Origin of the sequence: Candidatus Pantoea multigeneris, assembly GCF_011752615.1 — a bacterium.
GTDB lineage: Bacteria > Pseudomonadota > Gammaproteobacteria > Enterobacterales > Enterobacteriaceae > Pantoea > Pantoea multigeneris.
Genome location: NZ_VWXF01000003.1, coordinates 389,767 through 415,554 on the forward strand (window position 1 = coordinate 389,767; position 25,788 = coordinate 415,554).

Consider the following 25,788-nt stretch of genomic DNA (forward strand, 5'->3'; position numbering starts at 1 on the left):
TTATAGCGGAGAGAAGCTTAAAGGGCGCTGGCGCGCCCAAGACTACAGAAGTTACAACTTTTTACCCGCCAGATGTGCGCCTACCGCCAGCGCGCCCAGCAGCAGTGTGGCGATAAACAGCGTGATGCCCAGCCAGCCAAAATTGTGCCAGAACACACCCCCCAGGGTACCGGCAATGCTGGAGCCCGCATAATAGCTAAACAGATATTGTGACGAAGCCTGGCCTTTCGCGCGTCGCGCGCGTGGTCCAATCCAGCCGCTGGCAACGGAGTGGGCGGCGAAAAAGCCGGCGGCAAACAGCATCATGCCGGGGAAAATTACCCACAGCGAATTTACCAACGTCAGCAACAGACCTGCCAGCATAACGGCAGTGGAAAACAGCATTACCGGGCCACGTCCAAAGCGCGCGGTTGCCGCCCCAGCCCGTGGCGAACTCCATGAACCGGTAAGATACACCACCGATAACAAGCCTACCGAGGCCTGGCTCAGTGACCAGGGTGCCGCCAGCAGACGATAACCGATATAGTTAAACAGCGTGACGAAAGCGCCCATCAGCAGAAAACCTTCGGCAAACAGCCACGGCAGACCGGCATCACGCCAGTGCAGACGGAAATTAATCAGCAAATTGCGCGGGCGCAGTGGCACCGGACGAAAATGACGAGATGCCGGTAAAATTTTCCAGAACATCACTGCGGAAGCAAAGGCGAAGCAGCCGATCAGGGCGATAGCGATACGCCAGTTAAACATGTCGGTCAGTACGCCGGTAATCAGGCGTCCGCTCATCCCACCAATCGAATTACCGCTGATATAAAGCCCCATGGAAAAGGCGATCACGCTGGGGTGAATCTCTTCGCTCAGATAGGTCATTCCAACGGCGGCAACCCCGCTCAGTGAAACGCCAATCAGTGCCCGCATCAGCAGAATGCCGTGCCAACTGGTCATCGTAGCGGAGAGCAGCGTACAAATAGCGGCCAGCATCAGTGCCACCACCATGATCGCCTTGCGCCCCACAGCATCAGAAAGCGGGCCGGTAATCAGCAGTGTGAGCGCCATCAGGCCGGTAGAAATTGACAAAGAAATACTGCTGGCGGCTGGTGACACGCCAAATTGCTGTGACAATACCGGGAGAATCGGCTGCACACAGTAGAGCAGGGCAAAGGTCGCAAGTCCGGCGGTAAACAGTGCCAGCGTCACACGCATAAATTGTGGCGTACCACGGGTGATCCAGCTATCTGATGCGAGAGAGGTTGAAACAGGCGCTTGCGTAATCTCGTCGTCGAGGATCACTGCCTGAGAGGAGCGGTTCACACTATATCCTTGGTTGGGAAAGCAATTTAATGTGGGTTAATCGTAGGAAAGTGAGATTATGTTGTCTAATATATTAATAATCTCAAATAAGACGTTTAAAATATGAATATCGAGCTACGTCATCTGCGCTACTTTATTGCGGTGGCTGAAGAGCTACATTTTGGCCGCGCCGCGCAACGGCTCAACATCTCGCAACCGCCGTTAAGCCAGCAAATCATGCAGTTAGAACAAGAAACCGGTGCCCGATTGTTCGCTCGCACCAATCGCAGCGTGCAACTCACTGCGGCGGGACATCAACTGTTACTGGATGCGCGCGCGATCTTGCAACAGGTTGAACTGGCCGCCGCCCGCGCTGCACGTCTGCACCGGGGCGAAGAGGGCACATTGCGTATTGGCTTTACCTCTTCTGCGCCCTTTACCCGTGAAGTTTCCGATGCGCTGTTTCAGTTTCGTCAGGCCTGGTCGCAGGTACACATTGAGATGCAGGAGATAAACACCCGCCAGCAGTTGGACCCGCTGCACGACGGGCGACTGGATCTCGGCGTGATGCGTAACACGCCGCTGCCAGCGGATTTGAATCATCAGCTACTGTTGCGGGAACCGCTGTATGCGTTGGTACACTGGGCGCATCCTCTGGCCGATGAGGAGTCCATCTCAATTCGGGCATTGGCGCAGGAACCGTTTGTGTTTTTCGACCCGCAGGGTGGCACGGCGCTCTACAGTGAAGTGCTGGCGCTGTTGCATCGCTACCAGATAAAACCGTACATCACGCAGGAAGTGGGCGAAGCCATGACCATTCTTGGCCTGGTCGCCACGGGGTTAGGGGTGTCAATTTTACCGGCCTCATTCCGCCGTGCTAGGCTTACCGATGTGGTTTGGTTACCGTTGCAGGAAGAGGATGCGTTATCCGAGTTGTGGCTGGTGTGGTCAGCGACGCGTGAACCCACCGCGCAGATGAAACATATGATGCAGCTGTTACAGAGAAAGTAACGGATTTGTGCGGTAAATCACAAAGTTAATCAATAATTTGACGCTGAACGGCAATCTCCCGCACCATGACCCTAGAATTATTTAGCAGCGCGAAATTACTCAGGAGCAGTTGGTGAACTCGGACAGTCAGCCTGGTCACGTGGACCAGATAAAACAGACGAATGCTGGCGTGGTGTATCGACTTATCGATCATTATGGCCCGGTTTCGCGCATTGAACTGGCGAGACTGGCGCAACTGGCCCCTGCCAGTATCACAAAAATTATCCGCGAAATGGTCGATGCCCATCTGGTCAAAGAAGCACAGTATGCCGAGCCAGGTAGCCGTGGCCGTCCGGCGACGGGGCTGGTACTGGATACCGCAGGTTGGCATTTTCTCGCATTACGTTTGCATCAGAACACCGTTACCATCACCCTGCGCGATCTCAGTACGCAAACGCTGGTAGAAGAGCAGCACGGGTTACCACATGATGGGCAACAGCCATTGTTAGCCCCGTTAACCGAGTTGATTGAGGCATTCTTCACCCGCCATCAACAACGACTTGAAAGGTTGACTGCGATTGCGATAACCCTGCCAGGGTTGAGTGACAACACGCCAGAGAGTGCAGCGCATGAACTGCCGTTAGCGCAGGCGTTGACGCAGCACACCGGGTTACCGGTGTTTATCCAGCAAGAGGTTTCCGCCTGGACGCTGGCTGAATCCCTGTTTGGCGCAGCCTTTGGTGCGACAGAGGTGATTCAACTGGTGGTGGATGACACCGTGGGCGCAGGCATCATTTGCGACGGGCAGTTGCTGCACAAGAAAGGTCGCGCGCGGGTAGAGATTGGACACATCCAGGTTGAGGCGCAGGGGGCTCTTTGCTCTTGCGGCAATCGTGGCTGCCTGGAAACCGTCGTCAGCCGCGCCAGCCTGTTGCGTTTGCTCAGCCAGCGCCTGCCGTTTCACCCGGAAAGTCTGTTAAACACTGAAACGCTGAGCATAGAAGCATTATGCAACGCGGCGCTGCAAGGTGATGGGCTGGCAACCGAATTGATCACGCAAACCGGCGAGCATCTTGGGCGTATGCTGGCCACGCTGGTTAATATTTTCCACCCCCAGCACATCCTGCTGGGTTCCCCTCTGAATGCGGCGGCGACGCTGCTCTATCCCGCCATCGGCCAGGCCTTACGTCAGCACGCGCTACCGGCTTACCATCAACAGTTGCAGCTCTCACCGACCGCCTTTCCCGAACCCGGCACTCTGGGCGCAGCGGCATTAATTAAAGATGCCATGTATAACGGCTCGCTGCTGGTTCGGTTGTTACAAGGATAGCGCCGCATGCACCCTGGCTGTGCACGCAATGCCACCGTGTGAAACAATTCGCTGCACCTTTATGATCCATGAATCATAAGTTTCATTGTGCGGATGAAAATTAACAGCTTTAAAATCAGGTGATTGCGGAAAATATTGCGTGACAGTACGTTGCCTGGCGCAAAAAATGCAACAGACAGGGCAGAGAGTTACTTTAAGGAAGCCCTGTTATGTCGCACTCATCGGAAAAAGGATTGCTGTATGGCCTGGAAGCGCGCATTGCGCCGCTTCCGGCGTTCATTGCCGCACTACAACATGTGCTTGCCAGCATGGTGGGGATTATTACGCCACCCCTGATTATTGGTGGCGTTCTCGGGCTACAGGCCTGGGTGCCTTACTTGATCAGTATGTCACTGCTGGTTTCGGGCCTTGGCACCTTCTTGCAGGCGCGCCGTATTGGCGGTATCGGTGCCGGGATGATCTGTCTGCAAGGCACCAGCTTTGCTTTTCTCGGCATCATTCTGTCCACCGGGTTAATGTTAAAAGCGCAGGGGGCCTCGCCCCAGCAAATGCTGGCGATGATCTTTGGCTGCAACCTGGCCGCCGCGCTGGTGCCGATTGTGGTCAGCCGCTGTATGGGCGTGCTGCATAAAATCCTGACGCCGGTGGTCACCGGTACGGTGATTACTTTGATCGGCATCAGCCTGATTAAAGTCAGCATGACGGACTGGGCCGGAGGCAATCATGCGGCCGATTTTGGCGCGCCAGCCAATCTTGCCCTGGGGGCGTTAACCCTGCTGGTGATTGTTGCACTTAACCGCAGCCGTCTGCGTTGGGCGCGTCTGGTGGCGGTGGTCGCAGGGATTGGCGTGGGGTGTGCAGTGGCGGCCATCACCGGGCATGCTGCGTTTAAATCGGTGGCCGAGGTGCCGTGGCTGGCGTTGCCTGGCTTCTTCCACTTTGGCTTCGCCTTTAGCTGGTCGCTGTGTTTGCCTATTGCCCTGGTCTCTTTGATCAGTGTCATCGAAGCGGTGGGGGATTTAACCGCCAACTGCATGATTTCTCAGCAACCGATCAGCGGCGAATCGTTTGAGCGTCGGTTGCGTGGTGGCATCATGGCCGATGGGGTGAGCTGTATTCTGGCCGCTGTTTTTTCTGCCTTTCCTAACACCACCTTTGCGCAAAATAACGGTGTGATTCAAATGACCGGTGTTGCCAGTCGCTATGTGGGCATGGTGATTGGGCTACTCCTGGCGTTACTGGGGCTGTTCCCGGTGATTGGGGCCGTGGTGCAGCAGATCCCGCCGCCGGTATTGGGTGGGGCAACGTTGGTGATGTTCGGTAGCGTGGTGGCGGCAGGGATTCGCGTCATGACGCAGCGGCCATTAGGACGCCGGGAAATGCTGATTATCGCCATTGCCTTTGGTGTTGGACTGGGTGTGGAAGCGGTCCCTGATGCGTTGAAGCAGTTGCCACCGATGATCGCTAATCTGTTTGGTCATGCCGTGACCACGGGCGGGGTGCTGGCGATGGTGCTTAATTTACTGTTGCCAGGGGAAGAGCGTCCGGTCACTGTCCCGCAGGGCGAGACTCAAGGGTAAGGATCTGCGCCGTAGCAGAGAAGCTACGGCGCACCTTTTCAGGCACCAATGCGGCGGCGAGTACGTCCGGAGCTGAGGTAATCGGCGATGTAATCCTGCGAAATCTCACCGGTATAGCGGCCCTCTTCATCGACGATGGGCATCCACACCAGGTTGTGTTCATACAGTTTTGACAGCACGATACGCAAGTTTTCCTCCGCACGTCCCGTGACTTTGAAAGGGTGCAGCAGGCTGGCACACTCTCCGCTGGCATGACGTGCCTCGCGGCGTTTAACGAACCCTAGCGGCTTGCCAGCGCTATCAACCACGGTCACCGAACGCATATCATGTTCATCCATCGTGGCAAACGCTTCACTTAACGGCGTGCTGCCCTGCACCGTAATGGTAGGTTGCTGATCGGTCACGTCACCGGCCTGAACCAGCAACAACCGCTTCAGCGTTCGGTCCTGGCCGACAAACGATCCAACAAAGTCATTCGCGGGTTTTGCCAATAGCTCGTCAGGGCTGGCGCACTGAATGATTTTGCCCTGACCAAACACCGCGATGCGGTCACCCAGCTTCAGCGCTTCATCAATATCGTGGCTGACCAGCAGCACGGTCTTTTTCAACTGACGCTGCATCTCCAGAAACTCATTCTGGATCACTTCACGGTTGATCGGGTCTACCGCGCCAAAGGGTTCATCCATCAGCAGCACCGGGGGATCGGCAGCCAGTGCGCGCACCACGCCAATGCGCTGCTGTTGACCACCGGAAAGCTCTCGTGGGTAGCGCTGTAAAAATTTATCCGCGTCCAGCGCCACCATTGACATCAGTTCTCGCGCACGCTCACGACAGCGTTTTTTATCCCAATCCAGCATACGCGGCACCACACTGATATTCTCCTCAATGGTCATGTTGGGAAACAGGCCGATTTGCTGGATCACGTAGCCGATGTTGCGGCGCAGCGTAACGGTATCTTGCTCGCTGGTATCTTCTCCATTAATCAAAATTTTGCCGCTGGTGGCGGGGATCAATCGGTTAATCATCTTCAGCGTGGTGGTTTTTCCACACCCGGAAGGGCCGAGCAGGACGCAAATCTCCCCGGCAGGAACGTCCAGCGACACATTATCTACCGCTTTTACCGCCGGTCCCTTTTTCTGCGCAAAGCTTTTGGTCAGATTTTCTAATTTAATCATTCGCGAATCCCCTTGGGTGTTAACGCCGACTGAAGTCGGTTCAGCAGCCAGTCCAGCACCATTGCCAGCAAACAAATCATCAACGCACCGGCAATCAGTAAACGAATATCACTGCCACTGATGCCATCCAGCAGCAGTCCGCCCAGTCCGCCCGCACCAATGATGGCGGCAACCGCCATGACGCCAACATTCATCACCACAGCGGTCCGAATACCGCCGAAAATCACCGGCAGCGCCATGGGAATCTCTACCCAACGCAGGCGTTGCCAAAAGGTCATGCCGATGCCACGCCCGGCTTCACGGAGCCCATCAGGCAAATTTTCCAGCGCGGTATGGGTATTGCGTACCACGGGTAGCAGTGAATAGAGAAAAACGGCAGTGATGGCTGGCACGGCACCGATGCCCTGACCAATCAGCGAGAACAGCGGAATCATCAGACCGAACAGCGCAATGGTGGGAATGGTGAGGACCACGGTGGCTAATCCCAGCACGATCGGCGCCAGCCACTTGACCCGCACAATGATGATGCCCAACGGCACACCGGCAATAATGGCGAAACCTACCGCCACCAGCACCATCCACGTGTGTTGCCAGGTCATGGCGAGCAGGTTCGACGCGTTATTCACGATATAGTGCAGCGTTTCCATAGCATCTCCTTACAGCAGGTGTTGAGCCTGAAGAAAATCACGTGCCACCTGCTGTGGTGACTGATGATCGATATCCACGCGTTTGTTCAACTCGGTAATGGCCTCGTTGGTAAGCAGTGGGCTAAGGCGATTCAGGGCCTGCGCCAGACCCGGATGGCTTTCCAGCACGTCTTTACGCACCACGGGCGTCACGTTGTAGCTGGGGAAGAAGTGCTTATCATCTTCCAGTACCTGCAGGTCGAAGCCTTTGACCCGGCCATCGGTGGTGTAAATCAATCCGGCATCGACAAAACCATCACGAATCGCGTTGTACACCAAACCCGGGTCCATCTGGCGGATTTGCGGACGGTCGAGCGGCATCTGATAGAGCTTTTGCAGTGGTTTCAGGCCGTCAGAACGACCGGCAAACTCCAGATCAAGTCCTAACAACCAGTTATGTTTTTTATCCTGTTCTCTCACCTGTTCCAGCTTTGCCACCAGCTGCGACATGGTCGTAATGCCTTCCTGCTGCGCACGCTTACGCGTCATCGCGAAGGCGTAGGTGTTATTCATTGGCGCAGGGTCGAGCCAAATCAGACCGTGTTTACCATCCAGTCGTTTCACCGTTTCATACGCATCATGGGAAGACATCGGCTGGCTGATATGGTTGAAAATAATCAACGACGTTCCGGTGTATTCCCACGTCATATCGATTTGCTTGTTCAGCATGGCGTTGCGGGCGATGGTGGTTGAGAGATTGGTTTTGGGCTCCACCTGAAAACCTTGCTTGTTGAGCCACAGGACCGTCATGGCGGAAAGGATGTTCTGTTCGGTGAAGCTTTTGGTCGCCAGCGTAATCGGGCTGGCTGCGCGAGCCAGTGGGCTCATTAAGAGCAGCACACAGGCCGCGCTACTGAGTAAACGGGATAATGTCATTGCAGATTCTCCAGATCAGGCTTCCAGATGCGGGCTAAGCAGACGCCCTCCAGCAGCCAGCAGCATATCGAGCACCCACGCCACCAGTGCAGTCGCTACCGCACCGAGGATCAGCATCGGGAAGTCATTGAGGTAAATGCCTGGGAAAATCAGTTCACCAAAACTTGGTGCGCCAATCAGAAAGGCGAGAGGAGCCGTACCGACATTGATTGCCGTGGCGATGCGCACACCGGTCATGATCACCGGCAACGCATTGGGGAGTTCCACATGCAGCAGGCGTTGTAGGCGGGTCATCCCAATGCCATTCGCCGCTTCCAGCAGAGAGGGGGGAACAGCAATTAATCCCGCCCAGGTGTTACGGACTATCGGCAACAGCGAGGCGAGAAACAGCGCAACCAGCGCCGGACGATCGCCGATGCCAATCACCACCATCGCCAGTGCCAGAACCGCCATCGGGGGCAAGGTGTTGCCCACGTTAAAAATTTGCATCACCGATTCAGACCAGCGGCGCGCGAAAGGACGGCTAAGGATAATGCCACTGGGCACCCCAACCAACAGCGCAGCCCCCATTGAAACGGCCACCAGCATCAGATGTTGTTGACCAAGATAAATCAGATCCACTTTGTGTGCCGCGAGGGTTTGCGCCCCCAGTCCCCAGTACAGGGCAGCCAAAACGGCAACTAATGCCACGAGTACCCCAAGGGCATTTCTGCCCAGTGTTGCCTTTCTCATCGGTTTGTCTCCCTGGAGAATGTCGAGTCAGTCCGCAAAGGTTAAGAAAATTCGTTTTAATCAGTTGTTCTATAGTCAGATCTGGACAGATACTAAGTGGCTATAGCAGCGCCCTCAGCGTTGCGCCAGTTTTGACGGGAAAATCAGTAAGATAGAAAAAGTGATATCGGCAGGTATACCGCGCCAGTATTGGCCTTAAGATTAATCAGGAAAATGCCCGTCCATTAGTGACACCGTCACATATTGCGTGCGGCGAAGGGCGATGTAATACGAGCTTGTTGCGTCGCATGGGCAGAAAAGGGAGTCGTTTTGCATGAGTGAAAATGCGCAAATTCAAACCGGGCATCGTCACTGGGTGTTAATTGCCTGCATGTTAGCCATGTTTATGGCCGCAATTGAAGTCACCATTGTGGCGACCGCAATGCCTACCATCATGAGTGAACTGGGTGGGTTTAACCTGCTGGGATGGGTCTTTTCCATCTACTTGCTGACCCAGGCTGTCACGGTGCCGCTCTATGGTCGACTGGCAGATATGTGGGGGCGTCGTCGGGTGTTCTTTATCGGGACCTCCCTGTTCCTGATCGGCTCTCTGATGTGCGGTTTTGCGCACAACATGTGGGTATTGATTCTGTTTCGCGCCATACAGGGGTTGGGTGCCGCGGCGATTGTGCCCATCAGTGCGACCATTGTGGCCGATGTCTACACGCCGCGTGAACGTGCCAGCGTGCAGGGCTGGCTCTCTAGCGTCTGGGGCGTTGCGGCTATTGTTGGGCCGTTGAGCGGAGCCTGGCTGGTACAGCACTTCTCCTGGGCGGTGGTGTTTTGGGTAAACCTGCCGATTGGCCTGTTCAGTATGTTACTGCTGGCGCGTTATTTACCCGCGTTGCCATCCTCTGAACCGGCAAAAACCTTGAATATCCGTGGCTGTATCTGGCTGATGATCACCATTACGTTGCTGCTGGTGGCGCTGTTGCAAGCGGAGGTGCTGGGCTGGTGGCTGGCCGGAGTGGCGTTATTGGCGGTATTCGCAGGGTGGATCTTAAAGCGCAACGAACAACGCACCCCTGCGCCGCTGTTTCCGCCGGTTATCTGGCAGAGCCGGATCCAGATTGCAGGTAATCTGGGTAATGTGATTATTGGTGCGGCGATGATGGGCATCAGTGCCTTTCTGCCCACCTGGATTCAGGGGATTACAGGCGGCTCGCCTTTACAGGCGGGCAGCGCGCTGGCCATGATGTCACTCGGCTGGCCGCTCGCCAGTACCCTGAGTGGCCGACTGATGCTGATCACCTCCTATCGTTTCACCGCCGTTACCGGGGCGTTTCTGCTGACACTGGGTTCAGCGTTGTTGCTGCTACTGCATATTCACAGTCCGGTGTGGCAGGCAGGGGCCACCGCATTTGTCATCGGCACTGGCATGGGGATGACCAGTACCACCTTCCTGGTATCGGTACAGAACCACGCAGAGTACTCGGTACGCGGCATCTGTACCGCCTCAATCATGTTTAGTCGCATGATCGGCTCGGCTGTGGGAACCGCACTGATGGGCGCGGTATTGAACTTTGGCCTGGCGCAACACTTGCCCCACGCACAGGATCCCGTGCAGCAAATTATGTCGCCTGAACGCCGTGAGCAGTTATCACAAACGGTGCTGGAACAGCTCACCCAGGGCATCGCCACGTCGTTGCACGGCGTATTTCTGCTGGCGCTGTTGATTGCACTGTTAACGCTCTGGGTCGGCTGGATGTTGCCACGCCAGCGGCCAGCGGGACAGGGCAGCTAAGGGGCATAACAACATTCGGAATGAGAGGTCAGGCGGGGAAACGATCCCCGCCGTAGGCAACGGCAGGGAAAGGACTACTGTGAACTGTCCTGAGAACTGCCTGCGCTGTCAGGAACGGTGTTGCTGTCGTCCTGACCGACTTTTTTATAGACAATTTTCTGGCTGTCGTTTTCGCAGTGGCCTACTACCTGGCCGCCCGCCTGATCAACCTGATCGTTAGGCACGATATCCAGCGTGAAACCAGACTCGGGCAGGCCATTGGCCACGATTTTCTTACTGATATCGGCTTTGACCGTTTCACAGGAGGCAAGCGCCTGACCTGAAAGCGCCAGTAGTACGGCCAGTAACACTCCGCTGTGTATTTTCATGGTGCGTTCCTTATGTTGACGAGGGTCCTGACGAGAGCAGGACCGAGACCTTAAGGGGTGACATCGCGCCCGGTACGACGATCGAGGCAGCGCAGTGTATTTGGCTCCCAATAGGCGTTGGTGTTATAGCTTTTTTCACAGGCATCGCGTTTATCAAAAGCGCGGTCTGCTTTATCAAACTCTTTTTCTACCCGGTTGTTCACCTTATTCCGCAGATTGCGGGTGTCATTCCACTGTTCGTGGCTCTGGCGTGCACCTTCGGTGTCATACGCATTGTTACCGCTGTCAATCACCACATGTTGGGTGGCAGCGTAAGTCAGTGGTGCAGTCCCTGCTACCAGCAGAGCAGCGATTAACGTCAGTTTGACGAGTTTCATTCTCTATTCCTCATGCTATCCATCAGTCAGCCTTTTCGCAGGCTGAACGCTGAGTATATCATTGACTGCCTGGGTGGCTTATCAATCACCGCTTTTGTTTAACTCTTTGAGAATAAGTTATGTTGCTGAAGACCACCTTACTGTTTTTCCTGACGGCGTTGGCAGAAATTATTGGCTGCTTTTTACCCTGGCTGTGGCTGAAGCGGGGCGCATCGGTGTGGTTGCTGCTTCCTGCAAGCTTAAGTCTCGCGCTGTTTGTCTGGCTTTTGACGCTGCATCCCGCCGCTAGTGGGCGAGTCTATGCCGCTTACGGTGGCGTTTATGTGATGACCGCACTGCTGTGGTTACGCTGGGTTGATGGCGTAAAACTGAGTCACTGGGACTGGGCGGGCGCACTGTTGGCGCTGAGTGGGATGCTGATTATCGTGGCGGGATGGGGAAGAAGCTAACAGCGCCAGCGATGGCTGGCGCTGGAGGTATCACTCAGATTTGAACACTTTCAATCCCGCGGTGGTCTGCGACACAGGCATGATTTCCAGCGTATTGATGTTCACGTGCTTCGGCAGTGTGGCAACCCACCATACGGCCTCAGTGACATCTTCCGGTGTCAGGGCGGTGGTGCCTTCGTAGACTTTATCGGCGCGGCCATCATCGCCTTTGAACCGCACGTTGGAGAATTCAGTGCCGCCGACCAAGCCCGGTTCGATATCCGTCACGCGCAGGGCGGTGCCGTGCAAATCGGTACGCAGGTTCAGGCTGAACTGGCGCACAAACGCTTTGGTTGCGCCATACACGTTGCCACCGGCATAAGGCCAGTTCCCGGCAATAGAACCTATATTGATAATATGCCCAACGTTACGCTCAACCATGCCCGGTAACAGCGCGCGGGTCATGTACACCAGGCCTTTGTTATTGGTGTCGATCATATCTTCCCAGTCTTCAATGCTGGCACGATGTGCGGGTTCGATACCCAGCGCCAGTCCGGCATTGTTAACCAGAATGTCGATGTTGCGCCAGGCTTCTGGCAGGCTGGCAATTGCCGTATCAATCGCGGCACGATCGCGCACATCGAACTGTACGGTATACAGATTTTCCCCGAGCTCCTGTTGCAGTGCCTGCAAACGCTCTGCACGGCGTCCACTGGCGATCACTTTATGGCCAGCAGCAATAAAACGGCGGGTGATACTCTGACCAAAGCCGGCGGTAGCACCGGTTACAAAAATAATCATCACACTCTTCCTTTCATGGGATTTCGGCTCTTCAGACTCACCATAACACAACCCACCCGCAGCCAGGGGTCAAACCACCTTGCGCACCAGAATGGGGTAAGGTTGCACTGATGAGGTGCAAAAGAGGGCGCGCTCGTAGGGTTGTACGTGCAACGTAAAACAGTACCAATGGCTAACCTTGACAAGCAACCGGTTGCGTTACGACAAAGGGCTTATTTTTTCATATAAAAGGGATGTTACATAGCTAAATTACTGATAAGTAAACTATAACTAGTTATATGCGCTGGCACGCGCTTTGCAAAAGTTGAGTCAGAGTATTGTCGGTTTATGATTAAGGATTCAGGATGCCTCAAGCCCCACTTCGCGCCATTCGCGCCAGTTTTATCGATTTCCGCCATACGGTTGCCAGCCCGGAACAGCTACCTGAAAGCGTGCGCTATCTCGCCGATGGACTGTTGCTGATCGACAACGGTCATATTGTATCGCTGTCCCCGTGGCAGGAAGGGGCGCTCAGTGAAGAGGCCGAATTGATTGACCTGAGCGGTAAAATCATTGTGCCAGGCTTTGTTGATAGCCACATTCACTACCCACAAACGGAAATGATGGGAGCCTACGGCGAGCAACTGCTTGAATGGCTCAATCAATACACTTTCCCGGTCGAAAGCCAGTATCACTGCCCGCAGCACGCGGCGCAGATCGCAGAATTCTTTATCGATCAGCTGTTAGCCAATGGCACCACAACGGCGCTGGTGTTTGCTACCGTGCACCCGGAGTCGGTTGACGCGCTGTTCAATGCTGCGCTAGCGCACAATATGCGCCTGATTGCTGGCAAAGTGATGATGGATCGCCATGCGCCAGAAGCCCTGATCGAGACGCCGGAAGAGAGCTATCAACAAACGCGCGATCTCATCACCCGCTGGCATGAGAAAGGGCGGCTGAGCTACGCGCTGACGCCGCGTTTTGCCCCCACTTCATCGCCACAACTGCTGGAAAAAGTGCAGCAGTTGCGCCATGAGTTCCCGGATGTCTGGCTGCATACCCATTTAAGTGAAAATCCGCAGGAAATTGCCTGGGTCAGGCAGCTTTTCCCGGAACGTAGCGGTTATCTGGATGTGTATCACCACTATAACCTCACCGGGCGGCGCAGCGTTTTTGCCCACTGCTTACACCTCGAAGATGACGAGTGGCAATGCCTGCACGAGACCGATTCTGCTATCGCATTTTGCCCGACCTCCAACCTGTTTTTAGGCAGCGGTCTGTTTGATATCAAGCGGAGCTGGCAACAGCAGGTCAAAGTGGGGATAGGGAGCGATGTGGGTGCCGGAACCACCTTTAACATGCTGGAGACCCTGGGCGAAGCCTATAAAGTCGGCCAGCTGCAACAATACAAGCTCAGTGCGTGTGAAGCCTTCTACCACGCCACCCTTGGCGGGGCGCGGGCGCTGGATCTGGACAGCAAGATTGGCAATTTCGCTGCCGGTAAAGAAGCCGACTTCGTGGTGCTCGACCCGGCAGTCACGCCGCTACAGACGCTGCGGTTGGCCAAAACCGTGGATATCTGGGAAATCCTGTTTGTCCTGATGACCTTTGGCGACGATCGAAATATCGCTGAGACCTGGGTGGCGGGTAGCCGCTGTTGGCCCAAAGCGTCGTGAGTTGTCGCCGTCGGTGGAAACTGGCAGGATAGCTTTTTCGCGTACTTACCGCAGGAGCTCGTATGAACGCCCGAAGCAATCCGTTTTTCACTGCAAGTTCATTGCCTTATCAGGCACCGCCTTTTGACAACATCACCGATGAAGATTACCTGCCAGCCTTGCTGGCGGGCATAGAGGAGAAGCGGCTCGAGGTTCAGGCAATTGCGGCAGAGAGTGCCCCCGCCACGTTCGAGAATACCTGCGTGGCACTTCAGCGCTGCGGCAGCTTGCTGACACGGGTGAATCACGTTTTCTCCGCCATGACCTCTGCGAATACCAGCGCGGCCCTGCAACAGATCGATGAAACCATTGCCCCGCAACTCACGGCGCTTAATGACGAAATCATGCTGAATAGCGCCCTGTTTGCGCGCCTGGATGCCGTGTATCAACAGCGCAATGATCTGGCGCTGGAGGGGGAAGATTTACGCCTGCTGGAAGTGATGTGGCAATCTTTCCAACTGGCAGGAGCCAGCCTCAGTGAGCAACACAAACAGCAGCTCAAAGCCCTGAACCAGGAAGAGGCAGCACTGACCACCCGTTTCACACACCAACTTTTGGCGGCCACGAAATCGGGTGGATTGCTGGTTAATCGAGAAGAGGCACTGGCAGGGCTAACGGCCGATGAGATCGAGGCAGCCAAATCTGCCGCGCGCGCTCGCGGCATTGATGACGGCTGGTTACTGGGTTTACACAACACCAGCCAGCAGCCGGTGAATGCGCAGTTAACGGTGCGCGAAACGCGTGCTGCGTTGCATCAGGCCTCGATGCTGCGTACCGAAAAAGGCGATAGCAACGACACCCGCAGCCTGGTTCAGCGGCTGGCAAAAATCCGTGCTGAACAGGCAAGTTTGCTTGGGTTCAGTAACTTTGCCGCCTGGCAGTTGCAAGATCAGATGGCCGCGACACCTGAAGCCGCACTGGGCTTTATGCGCAATATCGTCCCGGCTGCACGCCGCCGTGCGCAGCAGGAAGCCAGTGACATTCAGGCGGTGATTGATGCCCAACACGAGCCTTTTGCGCTGGCCGCCTGGGACTGGAACTTCTATGCGGAACAGGTGCGCCTCGCGCGTTACGACCTTGATGAGTCGCAGATTCAGCCCTATTTTGCCTTAGACCGCGTGCTGGAAGAGGGCGTTTTCTGGTCGGCCAGCCAGCTGTTTGGGATCCGCTTTGCGCTGCGGGAAGATATTCCGGTCTATCACCCTGATGTGCGCGTGTGGGAGATTTTTGATGCCGATAATACCCCACTAGCCCTGTTCTATGGCGATTTCTGGCAGCGTGACAGCAAGCTCGGCGGGGCGTGGATGGGCACGTTTGTTGACCAGTCAACCTTGCTCAACAGTAAGCCGGTTATCTATAACGTCTGTAACTATGCGAAACCCGCTGCCGGACAGCCTTGCCTGCTCAACTGGGACGAAGTCATTACGCTGTTCCATGAGTTTGGCCATACCTTGCACGGCCTGTTCCCGACGCAACGCTATGCCACCCTTTCCGGCACCAATACGCCGCGCGACTTTGTAGAATTTCCTTCGCAGTTGAATGAACACTGGGCCAGCCATCCCGCGGTGTTTAGCCACTATGCCCGGCACTGGCAAACGGGGGAGCCGATGCCTGCGGCCCTGCAAGACAAAATGCATCGCGCCAGCCGCTTCAATAAAGGCTATGACATGAGTGAATTGCTGGCGGCCGCATTGCTCGATCAGCATTGGCATAGTCTTGATGCGAGTGTAGACATTGCCGATGTCGCCCGCTTTGAACAGCAAGCCTTACAGCAAGAGGGGTTGGATCTGCCACAAGTCCCGCCACGTTACCGTTCCAGCTATTTCCAGCACGTGTGGGGCGGCGGGTATTCCGCCGGTTACTATGCCTACATCTGGACCCAGATGCTGGCAGATGACGGGTTTGAGTACTTCGTGGAGCAGGGTGGGTTGACGCGTGAAAATGGCGAACGCTACCGCCAGATGATCCTTTCACGCGGCAACAGCAGTGAGCTGCAACAGCTCTACCGCGACTGGCGGGGTGCCGATCCGCAGATCGGCCCGATGCTGCTCAATCGCGGCCTGGCTGATTAACGCTGCCCGGCGGGGCGTTAACCCAGCGGCCCGCCTTCAATGGTGTCACACATACCGGCCAGCACGCGCTCGCCGGTTTCGCTTTTCAACTCCTCGTACCAGGCGGCAGTGACCGTCGCATCTTTGGCATGCGTGACGTCACAGCGCTTGCGCGCTTTAAGGACCAGATCTTTCACGCGCTCCACGCGCCGAGCCTGATAGCGCAGCAACCCATCTTCAATACCCAGTGAATGGGAGGCCAGTACCGTGGCGAGGACGACCGCATCTTCCATGGCCGCACAGCCGCCCTGACCAATATCCGGTGTGGTGCTGTGTGCCGCATCACCCAATAGCGCAATACGGCCACGGACTAACTGACTAAAGGGTTCGATATCGTGGATCTCAACCCGATTCGTGGTTTCTGGATTGATGGCCGCAATTAATTGCTGCACCGGAGCTGCCCAGCCAGCGAAATAGCGCTGCAAATCGGCTTTAACACTGGCGCGGTCTTCGGCCAGCCCTTGCGGTAACGGCACGTCAAAGAAGAAATAGAAACGGTTACCGCTAACCGGCATTAGTGAAACGCGTTTACCTTCGCCAACAAAGGTTGTCCACTGATCCAGCGGCGCAATGGTGCTGTCCATGGTCACCAGCCCGTTCCAGTTGACATAGCCTGCATATCGGCGCGGCTGGTGCTCTCCGGTGACATACTGGCGGATCACCGAGTGCGTGCCATCTGCCGCCACCAGGAAATCACCGTGGGCCTGGCTGCCATCCGCGAAGGTTGCGGTGACGCCATCCGGCGTTTCTTCTACCTGAATCACGCGTTTGCCGAACTGGACGCGACTACGGCCATACTGTTCGATCAGCATCGCCTGAAGTTCAGCGCGGGCAACAGGATAGGGGCGCTCACCCACCTGATCGACCAGCGGTTGCATGCTAAAGCGGGTGAGGGTATTTCCGCTGGCAAAGTCGTTATAAGCCAGCCAGGCCATATTGCCCCCCAGCGCGCGCAGCTGCTCTTTCATGCCCAGGGCATTCAGGCATTTCACGCCATTGGGCCAAATCGAAATGGCGGCACCCACGGGTTTCATTTGTTGTACAGCTTCATAAACTTCAGTGGTGATGCCTGCTTTTTCCAGCGCAATCGCCGCGCTCATGCCACCAATACCGCCACCTATTACAATCGCTTTCATTTTCTGTTCCTCCATGTGCTACGGAGGTTTTGCAACTTTTGTACCAGGTTTGGCGGTTTGGTTTTTTGTATTCTTATCAATTATTTGTTTGTTTTTTTGTTTCTGAGGTGGTTGAAGTGATGCCCCAAAAAAGTGCGTTCCAAGGACGCTAATGCACGACACTGAATCGATTGTTTCATCCTTGTGCATTTCGTCTCCCTGTCCAGTTCCGCCCTTTGTCGCGACAAGCATGCACGACCTTCCAAAGTGTTGGCGCGACCACGGATATCTCCCTCGTTGAAAAAAAATCAACAATTGGTTGATCTAATCGGCGCTGATTGGGTATTTTATTCAACGTTATGTTGAATTTTACGGTGTAAAAATGTGATGACTGAACAAGCTGACCAACTGTCCTATGAGCAGGAGATACTGCAAATGCTTGCGGCGGCAGTGCGCGCCATTGGCAGTGTGCTGCCGGGCAACACGGAGCTTGTCCTGCATGACCTGCGCAATCCTGCGTTTTCTGTCGTCGAAATCGCCAATGCCCATGTGACCGGGCGTAAAAAAGGGGATTCCGTGCTGGCAGGGCTGAGAAAGGATAAAGCGTTTATTGCCGCCCTGGAGGAAAGCCAGGAACGCGTGACGCTTTTGCCAGATTACGAAACCTTCTCGCGTGAAGGTACGCCGTTGCGGAGCGGTACAGCAATTTACCGGGGGCGAGACTCACGTCCATTTGCAGCACTCTGTGTGAATGTGGATAACAACGGCATAGATAACGCACTGACGCTGCTGCAAACGCTATCTGGCGTAAAAATTCAACCGCCCGCGCCGGCTGCCGAAGCACGAATTGCCGATCAGGCCCATGACAGTATCGAAGACCTGATGAAAGAAATTATCAGTAATGCGACGGGGCTAAACCCAGGCAACCGGCGCGCTGATGCCAAAAAAGCCAAGATGTTGGCCGTACAGCAGATGCAGGAACGGGGCATTTTTCTGATGAAGGGTGGCGTTGAAAAAGCTGCTGAGGCGCTCGGTGTGACCCGTTACACCATCTACAACTACCTTGATGAACTGAAAAATACTGACAGCTGAAGACAGCCAGCTGTGGAGAGACGCGATGCATCGCTATGCCAGTCTGAGGCTTGATCCTGTTGCGAAAGCGGATTTCTTTCCGGCCTGCGGGCTAATGGTCTTGAGGTTGAGCTGTAAGTTCAGGCCCTGGCCTGATGCTGATTTTAACTGGAGCTGACAAATGTCACTGAGTATTAAAACCCCACTGCTGGAGTCTCTGCCGCTGGGTCACCTGAACGGCACCCGTGTCTGGATGAAGATGGAGGCTACCCAGCCTTCAGGCTCTTTTAAAATTCGCGGTATTGGCTTTGCCTGCCAGCAACACTTTGAAAAAGGGGCTCGCCGCTTCATCTCCTCGTCCGGAGGTAATGCCGGGCTCGCCGTCGCGTATGCAGGTCGTCAGCTTGGCGTACCGGTTATCGTTGTGGTACCTGAAACGACGTCTGAGCGTGCCCGACACCTGCTGCAGTTGGAAGGGGCAGAGATCATTATTCATGGAAAAATGTGGTCTGAAGCCAATGCGCTGGCGCTGTCGCTACTGACGGACCAGGATGCGTTTTTGCACCCCTTTGACGATCCGCTGCTCTGGCAGGGACATGCCTCAATGATTGACGAAGTTGTTGCTGAGGGTATCAGGCCTGACGCGGTGATCCTGTCGGTAGGTGGGGGCGGTCTGCTTGCAGGCGTTGATGAAGGCCTCCGCCGTCATGGTTTGGACCATGTTCCGATCTATGCCGCAGAGACGCAGGGGATGTCTTCCTATCATGCTGCACTGAAAGCAGGCAAACCGGTTGAAGTCACGGCACTGACGGGTGTTGCCACTTCACTCGGCGCTCGGCAGGTCTGCCAGCGCGCCTTTGACATTGCGCAGACACGATCAGTGGTGCCCGTTATCGTGACCGATCGTGAAGCGGTAAATGCCTGCCTCACTTTCCTGGAGGATCATCGTGTGCTTGTCGAACCTGCTTGTGGTGCTGCTCTTGCCCCGCTGTATGGCAAAAAGCTGAACCTCGAGAACGAGAAGAACGTACTGGTCATTGTATGTGGTGGGTCAACCGCAACGGTGGATTCTCTCAACAGCTTTAACGGTTAATACCTCCTCCTGTTCAGAAATTGATTTAAGGTAAACAGCATGACAGAACGCATTTATTACCACAGCGATGCACTTGAGATGGAATCACAGGTCATCAGCTGTACCCCACAGGAAGACGGCCGTTTTCACGTCATCCTCTCTGCCACCTTGTTCCACCCACAGGGTGGGGGGCAGCCTTCAGATCAGGGCACGATCGGTGGCGTTAATATGATTCAGGCCATTCAGCAAGGTGACAGTGTCATTCACATCACTGACGCCGCAGTTGAAGAAGGTACCGTGCATATTTCAGTGGATGCGAATCTTCGCCTCATCCATACCCGCTATCATTCAGCAGGCCACCTTATTGGCGTGGCAGGCGAAAAATATGGGTGGCAGGGTAACAAAGGTAATCACCGGCCGGGCGAAGGTCGAGTCGTCTTTGATGCCATTGGGCTTACCACGCCAGTGACTGCGGAAAACTTTGCCGAAGCTGCGGCAGAGATGGTGGCTCGTGACCTTGCGTTGATACTCAAAGATGAGGATGGCAAGCGCATGGTCACCTGGGGAGACTTAACGCCTTATGCATGCGGCGGAACGCACGTGAAGAAAACCTCGGAAATCGGTGAAATCCGCATCATTAAAGTGAAAGAGAAGAAAGGACAGCTCTCGGTTCAGTATGAACTCGGGAATTGAGGTATTTGCGGTGATATAAACCGATCGGCAGGGGTGCCTGGGTACGGCATCCTTTATTAACCGACAGAAAGGCACGGCAGGGGACGATTTTAGGTGAACCGGTATCAGGTGGATAGGGGGAAATTTACGCGCTAAGGCATCGGTGTTGAACCCGGTTGCAAGAAGCGGTTGGGCGCTTTGATGTCAGCTAAACAGCCACATCTTTAGCCTGTGAAGGGCGGTGTAATGCAAACTGCCCGGGCAGAATGCGCTTTGCTTACAGTTACTAGTTACAACATACTTATAGCTGTTTCAGTAAAAAAGTCACTGCGGTCTTCGCTGAGCAGGGGAACATTCACCCTAAGGTCTCTGCGGTCGTGATTTTCAACGCCACTTTTCCGTCCTGATAAACATCCGGCACAAATCCCTGTTCCAGGTGGCGTAACATAATATTCAGCGCCAGCGCAGCATGTTGCTGTGCATTTTGATCCAAGGTGAAATCCAGTACATCATCCAGTAAAAGCTGTTTCGTAACGGAATAGAGTTCATGGGTGATATACGTGCATTCTCCCGCCAGTTGATGTTGCTTAAGAATATCCGCAATATCACTGTTTCCAGTGCCGGTGTTATAAATGCCGACCACATTTTTCGCCGTGCGCAACGTATTATTCAGCAGGGAACGAATCCGCTGTTTTTCATCTTGACCGGCCAACACTGAACGTAAATGCAACTGCGGTGAACGCTGTTGTAATACATCGCGAAAACCCGCAACCCGTTGTGTATGCGCACGAAAATCCATTCTGCCGCTCACTAATATCACGTCACCTTCGCCTGGCGTGGTTTTACTCATTAATAATCCGGCAGTGGCTCCAGCCTGCTGCTGATCAATCCCCACGTGGCATAACCGTTCAGCGTCGGGAATATCTGTCGCTAAAGTGATAACAGGAATTCCTTTTATTTTGCAGTGTGCTAAAGCTTCGTGAATAACAGGGTAGTCATGGCCAAAAACAACAATTCCGTCGCGTTGAGTGCTACTTTCAATGATTTTTTTTGCCAGTTTTTCCGGGCTGGATTCCGGTACTAGCGTCCGGTAAAGCGTTATTTTTTTATAACCCAGCGTATCGGCAACGGCAGCAAACTCTTTTGCCAGTTGCCGGAAAAAAAATGACTCCTGGCTACTGAGGAAAACTTCAATTTTCCACGGCTGGCTGGCTTCTTCAGGCAATAATCTTTGCAACCCGGCCTTACGTGCTGCATTCAGGACTTTACGCACGGTTTCAGGTTTTACCCCTCCACGTTCGTTAAGCACCCGATCAACGGTGGCGATGCCAACGCCTGCTTTCATCGCCAGCATTTCAAGCGTTACTTTTTTCATGACTTCTCCAGACATCAACACCGTCCTGCCATCATTTGGGCAAAACATAACCGGTGTTGTGCTCTTTATTATGCTGAGGTTACGTGAGCTGGCAAGATGTGATCGCCATCAAACCATGCTGATAGCAGCTTAATTCGCCATGATGGATTTCCATCAATAAAAACCTTTCAAATCGTAGGGCGGGGATCTACTCTGCGCAGGTTGTTAACGTCTGCGTAACTGATTGTTTAACTTGTGGAGACAAGTTACCTCACCTACAGCCATAAATTGTCATAATTATCGATGGCGTTAATTACGCCTGATAATCCTATAACACATTAAATTTGTGGCACGTTATGACCACTGTTTTTTTCTGTGGTCTTTTTGATGCAATGTGAATCATTAGCAGGGATATCATGAAACGTAGAGAATTTCTCACTTCCATTACTGCACTGGGAGTCGCATCTACTATACCTGTGGTTACTAAGGCGGAGGTCATTAATGGTGGCCAGCCGTGGGAACCGGGTCAGGTAAAAACGCCACCATCGCCACCCCGCCAGGGCGGACTGCAATATTTAACGCAACACGAGTTTGACACCGTAGGGGCAATCGCCGAACGCTTTATTCCCGCAGATGAAACCAGTCTGAGTGGAAAAGAGGCGGGCTGTGCCACCTTTATTGATCGGCAATTAGCCGGGGATTACGGTAATGCGGTCGCCATTTATCGTTTGGGTAAATTTGTTAAAGGGACAGCTGAACAGGGGCCACAGTCGCCTTTAACTCCCGCTCAGCGTTATCGTCTTGGCCTGGCCGCACTGGATAAAGCCGTACAGCAGCAATATGGCAAAGACTTTATTTCTTTATCCGGCGAGCAGCAGGATAAGGTGCTGACCGCGCTGGAAAATGTCACGCTTGATTTAGGTGAAGAAGTGGAAACCAAAGTCTTTTTCGAACTGTTATTGCAGAACGTTCGCGAAGGTTTCCTCTCCGACCCAATCTATGGCGGAAATAAAGAGATGACCAGCTGGAAAATGATTGGCTTCCCGGGAGCACGTTATGACTTCCGTGATTTACTGCCAAAGAAAGGGCAGAAGCTCAATATTATTCCAACCAGCTTAATTGATAACCAGCTGTAATTTATTTCCCTCCAGAGCTGAGCCATAAAGAGTTTTTAAAATGAAAAATGTCCGTCCAAAAGCTGATGTCGCCATCGTCGGCCTGGGGTGGTGTGGTTCTTTGATTGCAGAAGAACTGACCCGCGCTGGTCTGAATGTCGTTGCCATTGAACGTGGCCCGTGGTTTGAAACCGCAACCGATTTTCCGCCTTCCGTTGATACCGATGAACTGCGTTGGGATACCCGTCGCAGTATGCTACTGCCGCCAGCGGTGGAAACCACCACCTTCCGTAATAACTCCGCTCAGACCGCGTTGCCAACGCGTGACTGGAACCTGAACGAACTCGGTTATAACGTTGGCGGTTCGGGCACCCACTGGGCCGGAATGGCGTGGCGCTTTACGCCCTTTGATTTCGAGCCCTATAGCCAGACGGTAAAACGCTATGGCAAGCAGCAAATTGCTAAAGGGGTGATCCTGCAAGACTGGGGCGTCACCTATGACGAACTGGAACCGTTTTACGATCGTTTTGAAAAGATTGCCGGTGTGTCCGGTAAAGCGGGCAAACTTAATGGCAAAACAATGCCAGAGGGAAATCCGTTTGAAGGCAACCGCAGCAGTGAGTATCCGCTGCCCGCGCTGGAAAGCATGCGACTGACCGACATTTTTGCCGAAGGGGCGAAAAAGATCGGCCTTAATCCATTTATGGTACCCGCCGGACAAGCGTCACGCGCTTACGTAAACCCACTGGGTGTGCGTATGGGTCCCTGCACCTACTGTGGCTACTGCCTCTATTACGGTTGCGGTAACTTCTCTAAATCCAGCCCCAATGCCTGTGTGATTCCGGCATTAATGCAGCGCGAGAACTTTACCGTACTGACTGACTCGGCGGTGGTGCGGGTTAACAAGGCTGAAGATGGGAAAACCGCTACTGGCGTAACCTATATCGATAAAAACCAGAAAGAGTGGGAACAGCCAGCGGATATTGTCATTCTCTCCGCTTTCCAGATGCAGAACGTACGTTTGTTGCTGCTATCCAAAATTGGTGTGCCATACAACCCCGTGACCAAAACGGGCGTGGTGGGGCGTGCTTATAGCTTCCAGACCGTTTCTGGCGCGGCGATTCACTTTAAAGATGAGAATCTCAACCAGTATATCGGTGCCGGTGCGCTCTCTTCGCAGGTAGATGACTGGAACGGCGATAACTTTGATCATACCGGGCTTGGCTTTATTGGCGGCGCGGGAATTCTGGTGGTGGCTCGCGGGGCACGTCCTATCGGCAACGCGGATGCACTGCCACCCGGATCACCGCGTTGGGGTAAAGACTGGAAAAAGGCTTATACCCACGCGTTCCAGAACACCACGTTTATCTTCGGACAGGGCACCAGCTTCTCCCACGAAGATTACTATCTTGACCTCGATCCTGAGTACAAAGATAACAACGGCAATCCACTGCTGCGCGTGACCTTTGACTACAACGATAACGACCGCCGCTCGGCAAAGTTTATCGAAGAGAAGAGTGTCGAGATTGGTAAGGCGATGGGGGCAGAGATCGTGATTGGCACCAACTCAGCCTCAGGTGCGTATTCACCTTACAACTTCGCCAGTGACCACACCATTGGTGGTGCGGTGATGGGTACCGATCCAAAAACCTCGGTATTGAACCGTTACCAGCAGTGCTGGGACGCACACAACGTGTTCGTGCTCGGGGCTTCTTCATTCCCGAACAACGCCGGGTATAACCCGACGGGCACCATTGGTGCACTGAGTCTGTGGACGGCGAAAGCCATTATCGAACAGTACCTGAAAAACCCAGGTCCGTTGGTGAAGGTGTGAGATGAAAAAGACCCGATTAATTGCTGGCGTGGCGCTTGTCGCTGCGGCAGTGGCTGCCGCTTTACTGTGGCAAAATGGCAACACCTCAGCAGATAACGTTGCCAGTAACGATGTTTTGACCAGTCAGCCACCCACGGCGGCAGATGCCGCAGCGGTGGAGCGTGGTCGCTATGTGTCTATCGCCAGCGACTGTACGGCCTGTCATACCGTTCCCGAAAGCAAGCAGCACATGGCGGGTGGCTACGCCATCAGCACGCCGTTTGGTGGGATTTACGCCAGTAATATCACCCCAGATACTGCAACGGGGATTGGTAGCTGGACGGAGCGAGATTTCTTCCGTGCCGTGCGCCATGGTAAAGGCAAAGAGGGTGAAAACCTCTATCCTGCAATGCCTTACAACGCTTACGTGAAACTGACCGATCAGGATATGCACGACCTGTGGATGTATATGCGCTCGGTGCAGCCAATCCATAACGCGGTGCCAGAGACGCAGCTGGGTTTCCCGTATAACATTCGTCTGGCCATGATGGGCTGGAACCTGTTGTTCTTTAAAAATGAAGGTTTCAAGCCGGACCCTGGCCAGTCTGCGGAGTGGAACCGGGGTGCCTATCTGGTTGAAGGCCCGGAACACTGTGCCGCCTGCCATACCGCGAAGAATATCATTGGGGGTGATACCAGTGATTACCTGCAGGGCAGTAACCTGGGGGAATGGCACGCGCCAGACATCACGCCAAATCACTACACCGGGATTGGTAGCTGGTCACAGCAGCAAGTGGTGGACTACCTGAAGCTGGGCAGTAACCACGTTGCCGTGGCTTCAGGCCCGATGGCGGAAGCGGTAACCAATTCAACCCAGCATCTGACCGATGCCGATTTGAATGCCATCGCGGTTTACCTGAAGTCGGTGAAGTCTTCCGCTACCCAGAAACCGGCTGCGCTGACTACCGCTAACAGTGAGCAGATGAAAAGCGGTGAGAACCTCTATTCGGTTAACTGCACCGCCTGCCATAACAGTGACGGGAAAGGGATACCGAATCTCGCCGCCAGCCTCGCCAATAACCCAGGTTTACAGGCGGAAGATCCTTCATCCATCATTACCACGGTATTGCAGGGCGGTCGCGGTGCAGTCACCGTCGGCAACCCGACCAGTGGTGCGATGCCTGCCTTTGCGTGGAAACTGTCTGACGATCAGGTCGCGGCAGTGGCTACCTATCTGCGCAATAGCTGGGGGAACGCCGCACCGGCCGTGACCGCAGAAGAAGTGGCGAAAACCCGTAAGCTGCTTAAAGCGCCGGAGCAGATGCCGGAGCATTAATTAACGTTACATACAGCAACAG

General features: G+C 54.4%; 23 protein-coding genes. 13 read left to right on the forward strand and 10 right to left on the reverse strand.

The genetic code is table 11. The features are described from left to right. Positions 1 to 51 precede the first annotated feature (51 nt). On the reverse strand, positions 52 to 1,308 hold the full coding sequence (gene ynfM, locus F3J40_RS10620; protein ID WP_167014389.1) for a multidrug efflux MFS transporter YnfM/SxtP(Kp): 1,257 nt from the start codon (positions 1,306 to 1,308) through the stop codon (positions 52 to 54). A gap of 102 nt (positions 1,309 to 1,410) precedes the next feature. On the opposite strand from ynfM, the gene F3J40_RS10625 reads away from it, so the two are divergent. The 3 genes from F3J40_RS10625 (at position 1,411) to F3J40_RS10635 (ending at position 5,187) form a co-directional block, all read left to right on the forward strand. Continuing rightward, positions 1,411 to 2,298, forward strand: a complete 888-nt coding sequence (locus F3J40_RS10625) for a LysR family transcriptional regulator (RefSeq protein WP_167014391.1) — start codon at positions 1,411 to 1,413, stop codon at positions 2,296 to 2,298. A 112-nt stretch (positions 2,299 to 2,410) separates the two neighbouring features. Continuing rightward, positions 2,411 to 3,607, forward strand: coding sequence for a sugar metabolism global transcriptional regulator Mlc (gene mlc, locus F3J40_RS10630; RefSeq protein WP_167014392.1), 1,197 nt, complete (start codon positions 2,411 to 2,413; stop codon positions 3,605 to 3,607). A 209-nt stretch (positions 3,608 to 3,816) separates the two neighbouring features. Then, positions 3,817 to 5,187 carry a nucleobase:cation symporter-2 family protein gene (locus tag F3J40_RS10635; protein ID WP_167014394.1) on the forward strand — a complete coding sequence of 457 codons (1,371 nt, stop codon included), beginning with the start codon at positions 3,817 to 3,819 and terminating at the stop codon, positions 5,185 to 5,187. A 38-nt stretch (positions 5,188 to 5,225) separates the two neighbouring features. Here F3J40_RS10635 and osmV read toward each other — a convergent pair whose 3' ends face one another. The 4 genes from osmV to F3J40_RS10655 are packed head-to-tail and all read right to left on the reverse strand — an operon-like array spanning position 5,226 to position 8,656. Continuing rightward, on the reverse strand, positions 5,226 to 6,362 hold the full coding sequence (gene osmV / locus F3J40_RS10640; RefSeq protein ID WP_167014396.1) for an osmoprotectant ABC transporter ATP-binding protein OsmV: 1,137 nt from the start codon (positions 6,360 to 6,362) through the stop codon (positions 5,226 to 5,228). Next, on the reverse strand, positions 6,359 to 7,009 hold the full coding sequence (locus tag F3J40_RS10645) for an ABC transporter permease (protein WP_167014398.1): 651 nt from the start codon (positions 7,007 to 7,009) through the stop codon (positions 6,359 to 6,361). The genes osmV and F3J40_RS10645 overlap by 4 nt, the downstream gene beginning before the upstream one ends. A gap of 9 nt (positions 7,010 to 7,018) precedes the next feature. Then, positions 7,019 to 7,924 carry a glycine betaine ABC transporter substrate-binding protein gene (locus tag F3J40_RS10650; RefSeq protein ID WP_167014400.1) on the reverse strand — a complete coding sequence of 302 codons (906 nt, stop codon included), beginning with the start codon at positions 7,922 to 7,924 and terminating at the stop codon, positions 7,019 to 7,021. Between the two features lie 15 nt (positions 7,925 to 7,939). Next, on the reverse strand, positions 7,940 to 8,656 hold the full coding sequence (locus F3J40_RS10655) for an ABC transporter permease (RefSeq protein ID WP_167014402.1): 717 nt from the start codon (positions 8,654 to 8,656) through the stop codon (positions 7,940 to 7,942). A 313-nt stretch (positions 8,657 to 8,969) separates the two neighbouring features. Here F3J40_RS10655 and F3J40_RS10660 point away from each other — a divergent pair, with 313 nt between their 5' ends. Continuing rightward, entirely contained in the window at positions 8,970 to 10,439 is a 1,470-nt protein-coding gene (locus F3J40_RS10660; RefSeq protein WP_167014404.1) for an MDR family MFS transporter, read from the forward strand. Positions 10,440 to 10,513: 74 nt separating this feature from the next. On the opposite strand, the gene F3J40_RS10665 is transcribed toward F3J40_RS10660, so the two are convergent. Beyond that, positions 10,514 to 10,807, reverse strand: coding sequence for a DUF1161 domain-containing protein (locus F3J40_RS10665; protein ID WP_167014406.1), 294 nt, complete (start codon positions 10,805 to 10,807; stop codon positions 10,514 to 10,516). Positions 10,808 to 10,857: 50 nt separating this feature from the next. After that, on the reverse strand, positions 10,858 to 11,184 hold the full coding sequence (locus tag F3J40_RS10670; protein WP_017349484.1) for a DUF1283 family protein: 327 nt from the start codon (positions 11,182 to 11,184) through the stop codon (positions 10,858 to 10,860). Between the two features lie 122 nt (positions 11,185 to 11,306). On the opposite strand from F3J40_RS10670, the gene F3J40_RS10675 reads away from it, so the two are divergent. After that, positions 11,307 to 11,633, forward strand: a complete 327-nt coding sequence (locus F3J40_RS10675) for a YnfA family protein (protein ID WP_026042827.1) — start codon at positions 11,307 to 11,309, stop codon at positions 11,631 to 11,633. A gap of 30 nt (positions 11,634 to 11,663) precedes the next feature. On the opposite strand, the gene ydfG is transcribed toward F3J40_RS10675, so the two are convergent. Continuing rightward, positions 11,664 to 12,413, reverse strand: coding sequence for a bifunctional NADP-dependent 3-hydroxy acid dehydrogenase/3-hydroxypropionate dehydrogenase YdfG (ydfG, locus tag F3J40_RS10680; RefSeq protein ID WP_167014408.1), 750 nt, complete (start codon positions 12,411 to 12,413; stop codon positions 11,664 to 11,666). A gap of 344 nt (positions 12,414 to 12,757) precedes the next feature. Here ydfG and guaD point away from each other — a divergent pair, with 344 nt between their 5' ends. Together guaD and dcp are read left to right on the forward strand one after the other, a co-directional pair. Beyond that, complete coding sequence (guaD, locus tag F3J40_RS10685) at positions 12,758 to 14,068, forward strand: guanine deaminase (RefSeq protein ID WP_167014410.1); 1,311 nt, start codon at positions 12,758 to 12,760, stop codon at positions 14,066 to 14,068. Between the two features lie 62 nt (positions 14,069 to 14,130). Further along, positions 14,131 to 16,179: a peptidyl-dipeptidase Dcp gene (gene dcp / locus F3J40_RS10690; protein WP_167014412.1), complete on the forward strand. Its 2,049-nt coding sequence runs from the start codon at positions 14,131 to 14,133 to the stop codon at positions 16,177 to 16,179. A 17-nt stretch (positions 16,180 to 16,196) separates the two neighbouring features. Here dcp and hpxO read toward each other — a convergent pair whose 3' ends face one another. Continuing rightward, positions 16,197 to 17,354, reverse strand: coding sequence for an FAD-dependent urate hydroxylase HpxO (gene hpxO / locus F3J40_RS10695; RefSeq protein ID WP_167014414.1), 1,158 nt, complete (start codon positions 17,352 to 17,354; stop codon positions 16,197 to 16,199). 366 nt (positions 17,355 to 17,720) lie between these two features. Between hpxO and F3J40_RS10700 the strand changes: the two genes are divergently transcribed. The 3 genes from F3J40_RS10700 (at position 17,721) to F3J40_RS10710 (ending at position 20,169) form a co-directional block, all read left to right on the forward strand. Further along, on the forward strand, positions 17,721 to 18,425 hold the full coding sequence (locus F3J40_RS10700; protein WP_167014416.1) for a helix-turn-helix transcriptional regulator: 705 nt from the start codon (positions 17,721 to 17,723) through the stop codon (positions 18,423 to 18,425). A 160-nt stretch (positions 18,426 to 18,585) separates the two neighbouring features. After that, positions 18,586 to 19,497, forward strand: a complete 912-nt coding sequence (locus tag F3J40_RS10705; protein ID WP_167014418.1) for a pyridoxal-phosphate dependent enzyme — start codon at positions 18,586 to 18,588, stop codon at positions 19,495 to 19,497. 39 nt (positions 19,498 to 19,536) lie between these two features. Continuing rightward, positions 19,537 to 20,169, forward strand: a complete 633-nt coding sequence (locus tag F3J40_RS10710; RefSeq protein WP_167014427.1) for an alanyl-tRNA editing protein — start codon at positions 19,537 to 19,539, stop codon at positions 20,167 to 20,169. Between the two features lie 334 nt (positions 20,170 to 20,503). Here the strand turns inward: F3J40_RS10710 and F3J40_RS10715 are convergent, their stop codons facing one another. After that, the gene (locus F3J40_RS10715; protein WP_167014429.1) at positions 20,504 to 21,523 is read right to left on the reverse strand and encodes a LacI family DNA-binding transcriptional regulator; all 1,020 of its coding nucleotides are present in this window, start codon (positions 21,521 to 21,523) and stop codon (positions 20,504 to 20,506) included. Positions 21,524 to 21,918: 395 nt separating this feature from the next. Here F3J40_RS10715 and F3J40_RS10720 point away from each other — a divergent pair, with 395 nt between their 5' ends. The 3 genes from F3J40_RS10720 to F3J40_RS10730 are packed head-to-tail and all read left to right on the forward strand — an operon-like array spanning position 21,919 to position 25,766. Then, the gene (locus F3J40_RS10720) at positions 21,919 to 22,638 is read left to right on the forward strand and encodes a gluconate 2-dehydrogenase subunit 3 family protein (protein ID WP_167014431.1); all 720 of its coding nucleotides are present in this window, start codon (positions 21,919 to 21,921) and stop codon (positions 22,636 to 22,638) included. A 40-nt stretch (positions 22,639 to 22,678) separates the two neighbouring features. Beyond that, the gene (locus F3J40_RS10725) at positions 22,679 to 24,451 is read left to right on the forward strand and encodes a GMC family oxidoreductase (protein ID WP_167014433.1); all 1,773 of its coding nucleotides are present in this window, start codon (positions 22,679 to 22,681) and stop codon (positions 24,449 to 24,451) included. Between the two features lies 1 nt (position 24,452). Beyond that, positions 24,453 to 25,766, forward strand: a complete 1,314-nt coding sequence (locus F3J40_RS10730; protein WP_167014435.1) for a c-type cytochrome — start codon at positions 24,453 to 24,455, stop codon at positions 25,764 to 25,766. The last annotated feature ends 22 nt before the right edge of the window (positions 25,767 to 25,788 follow it).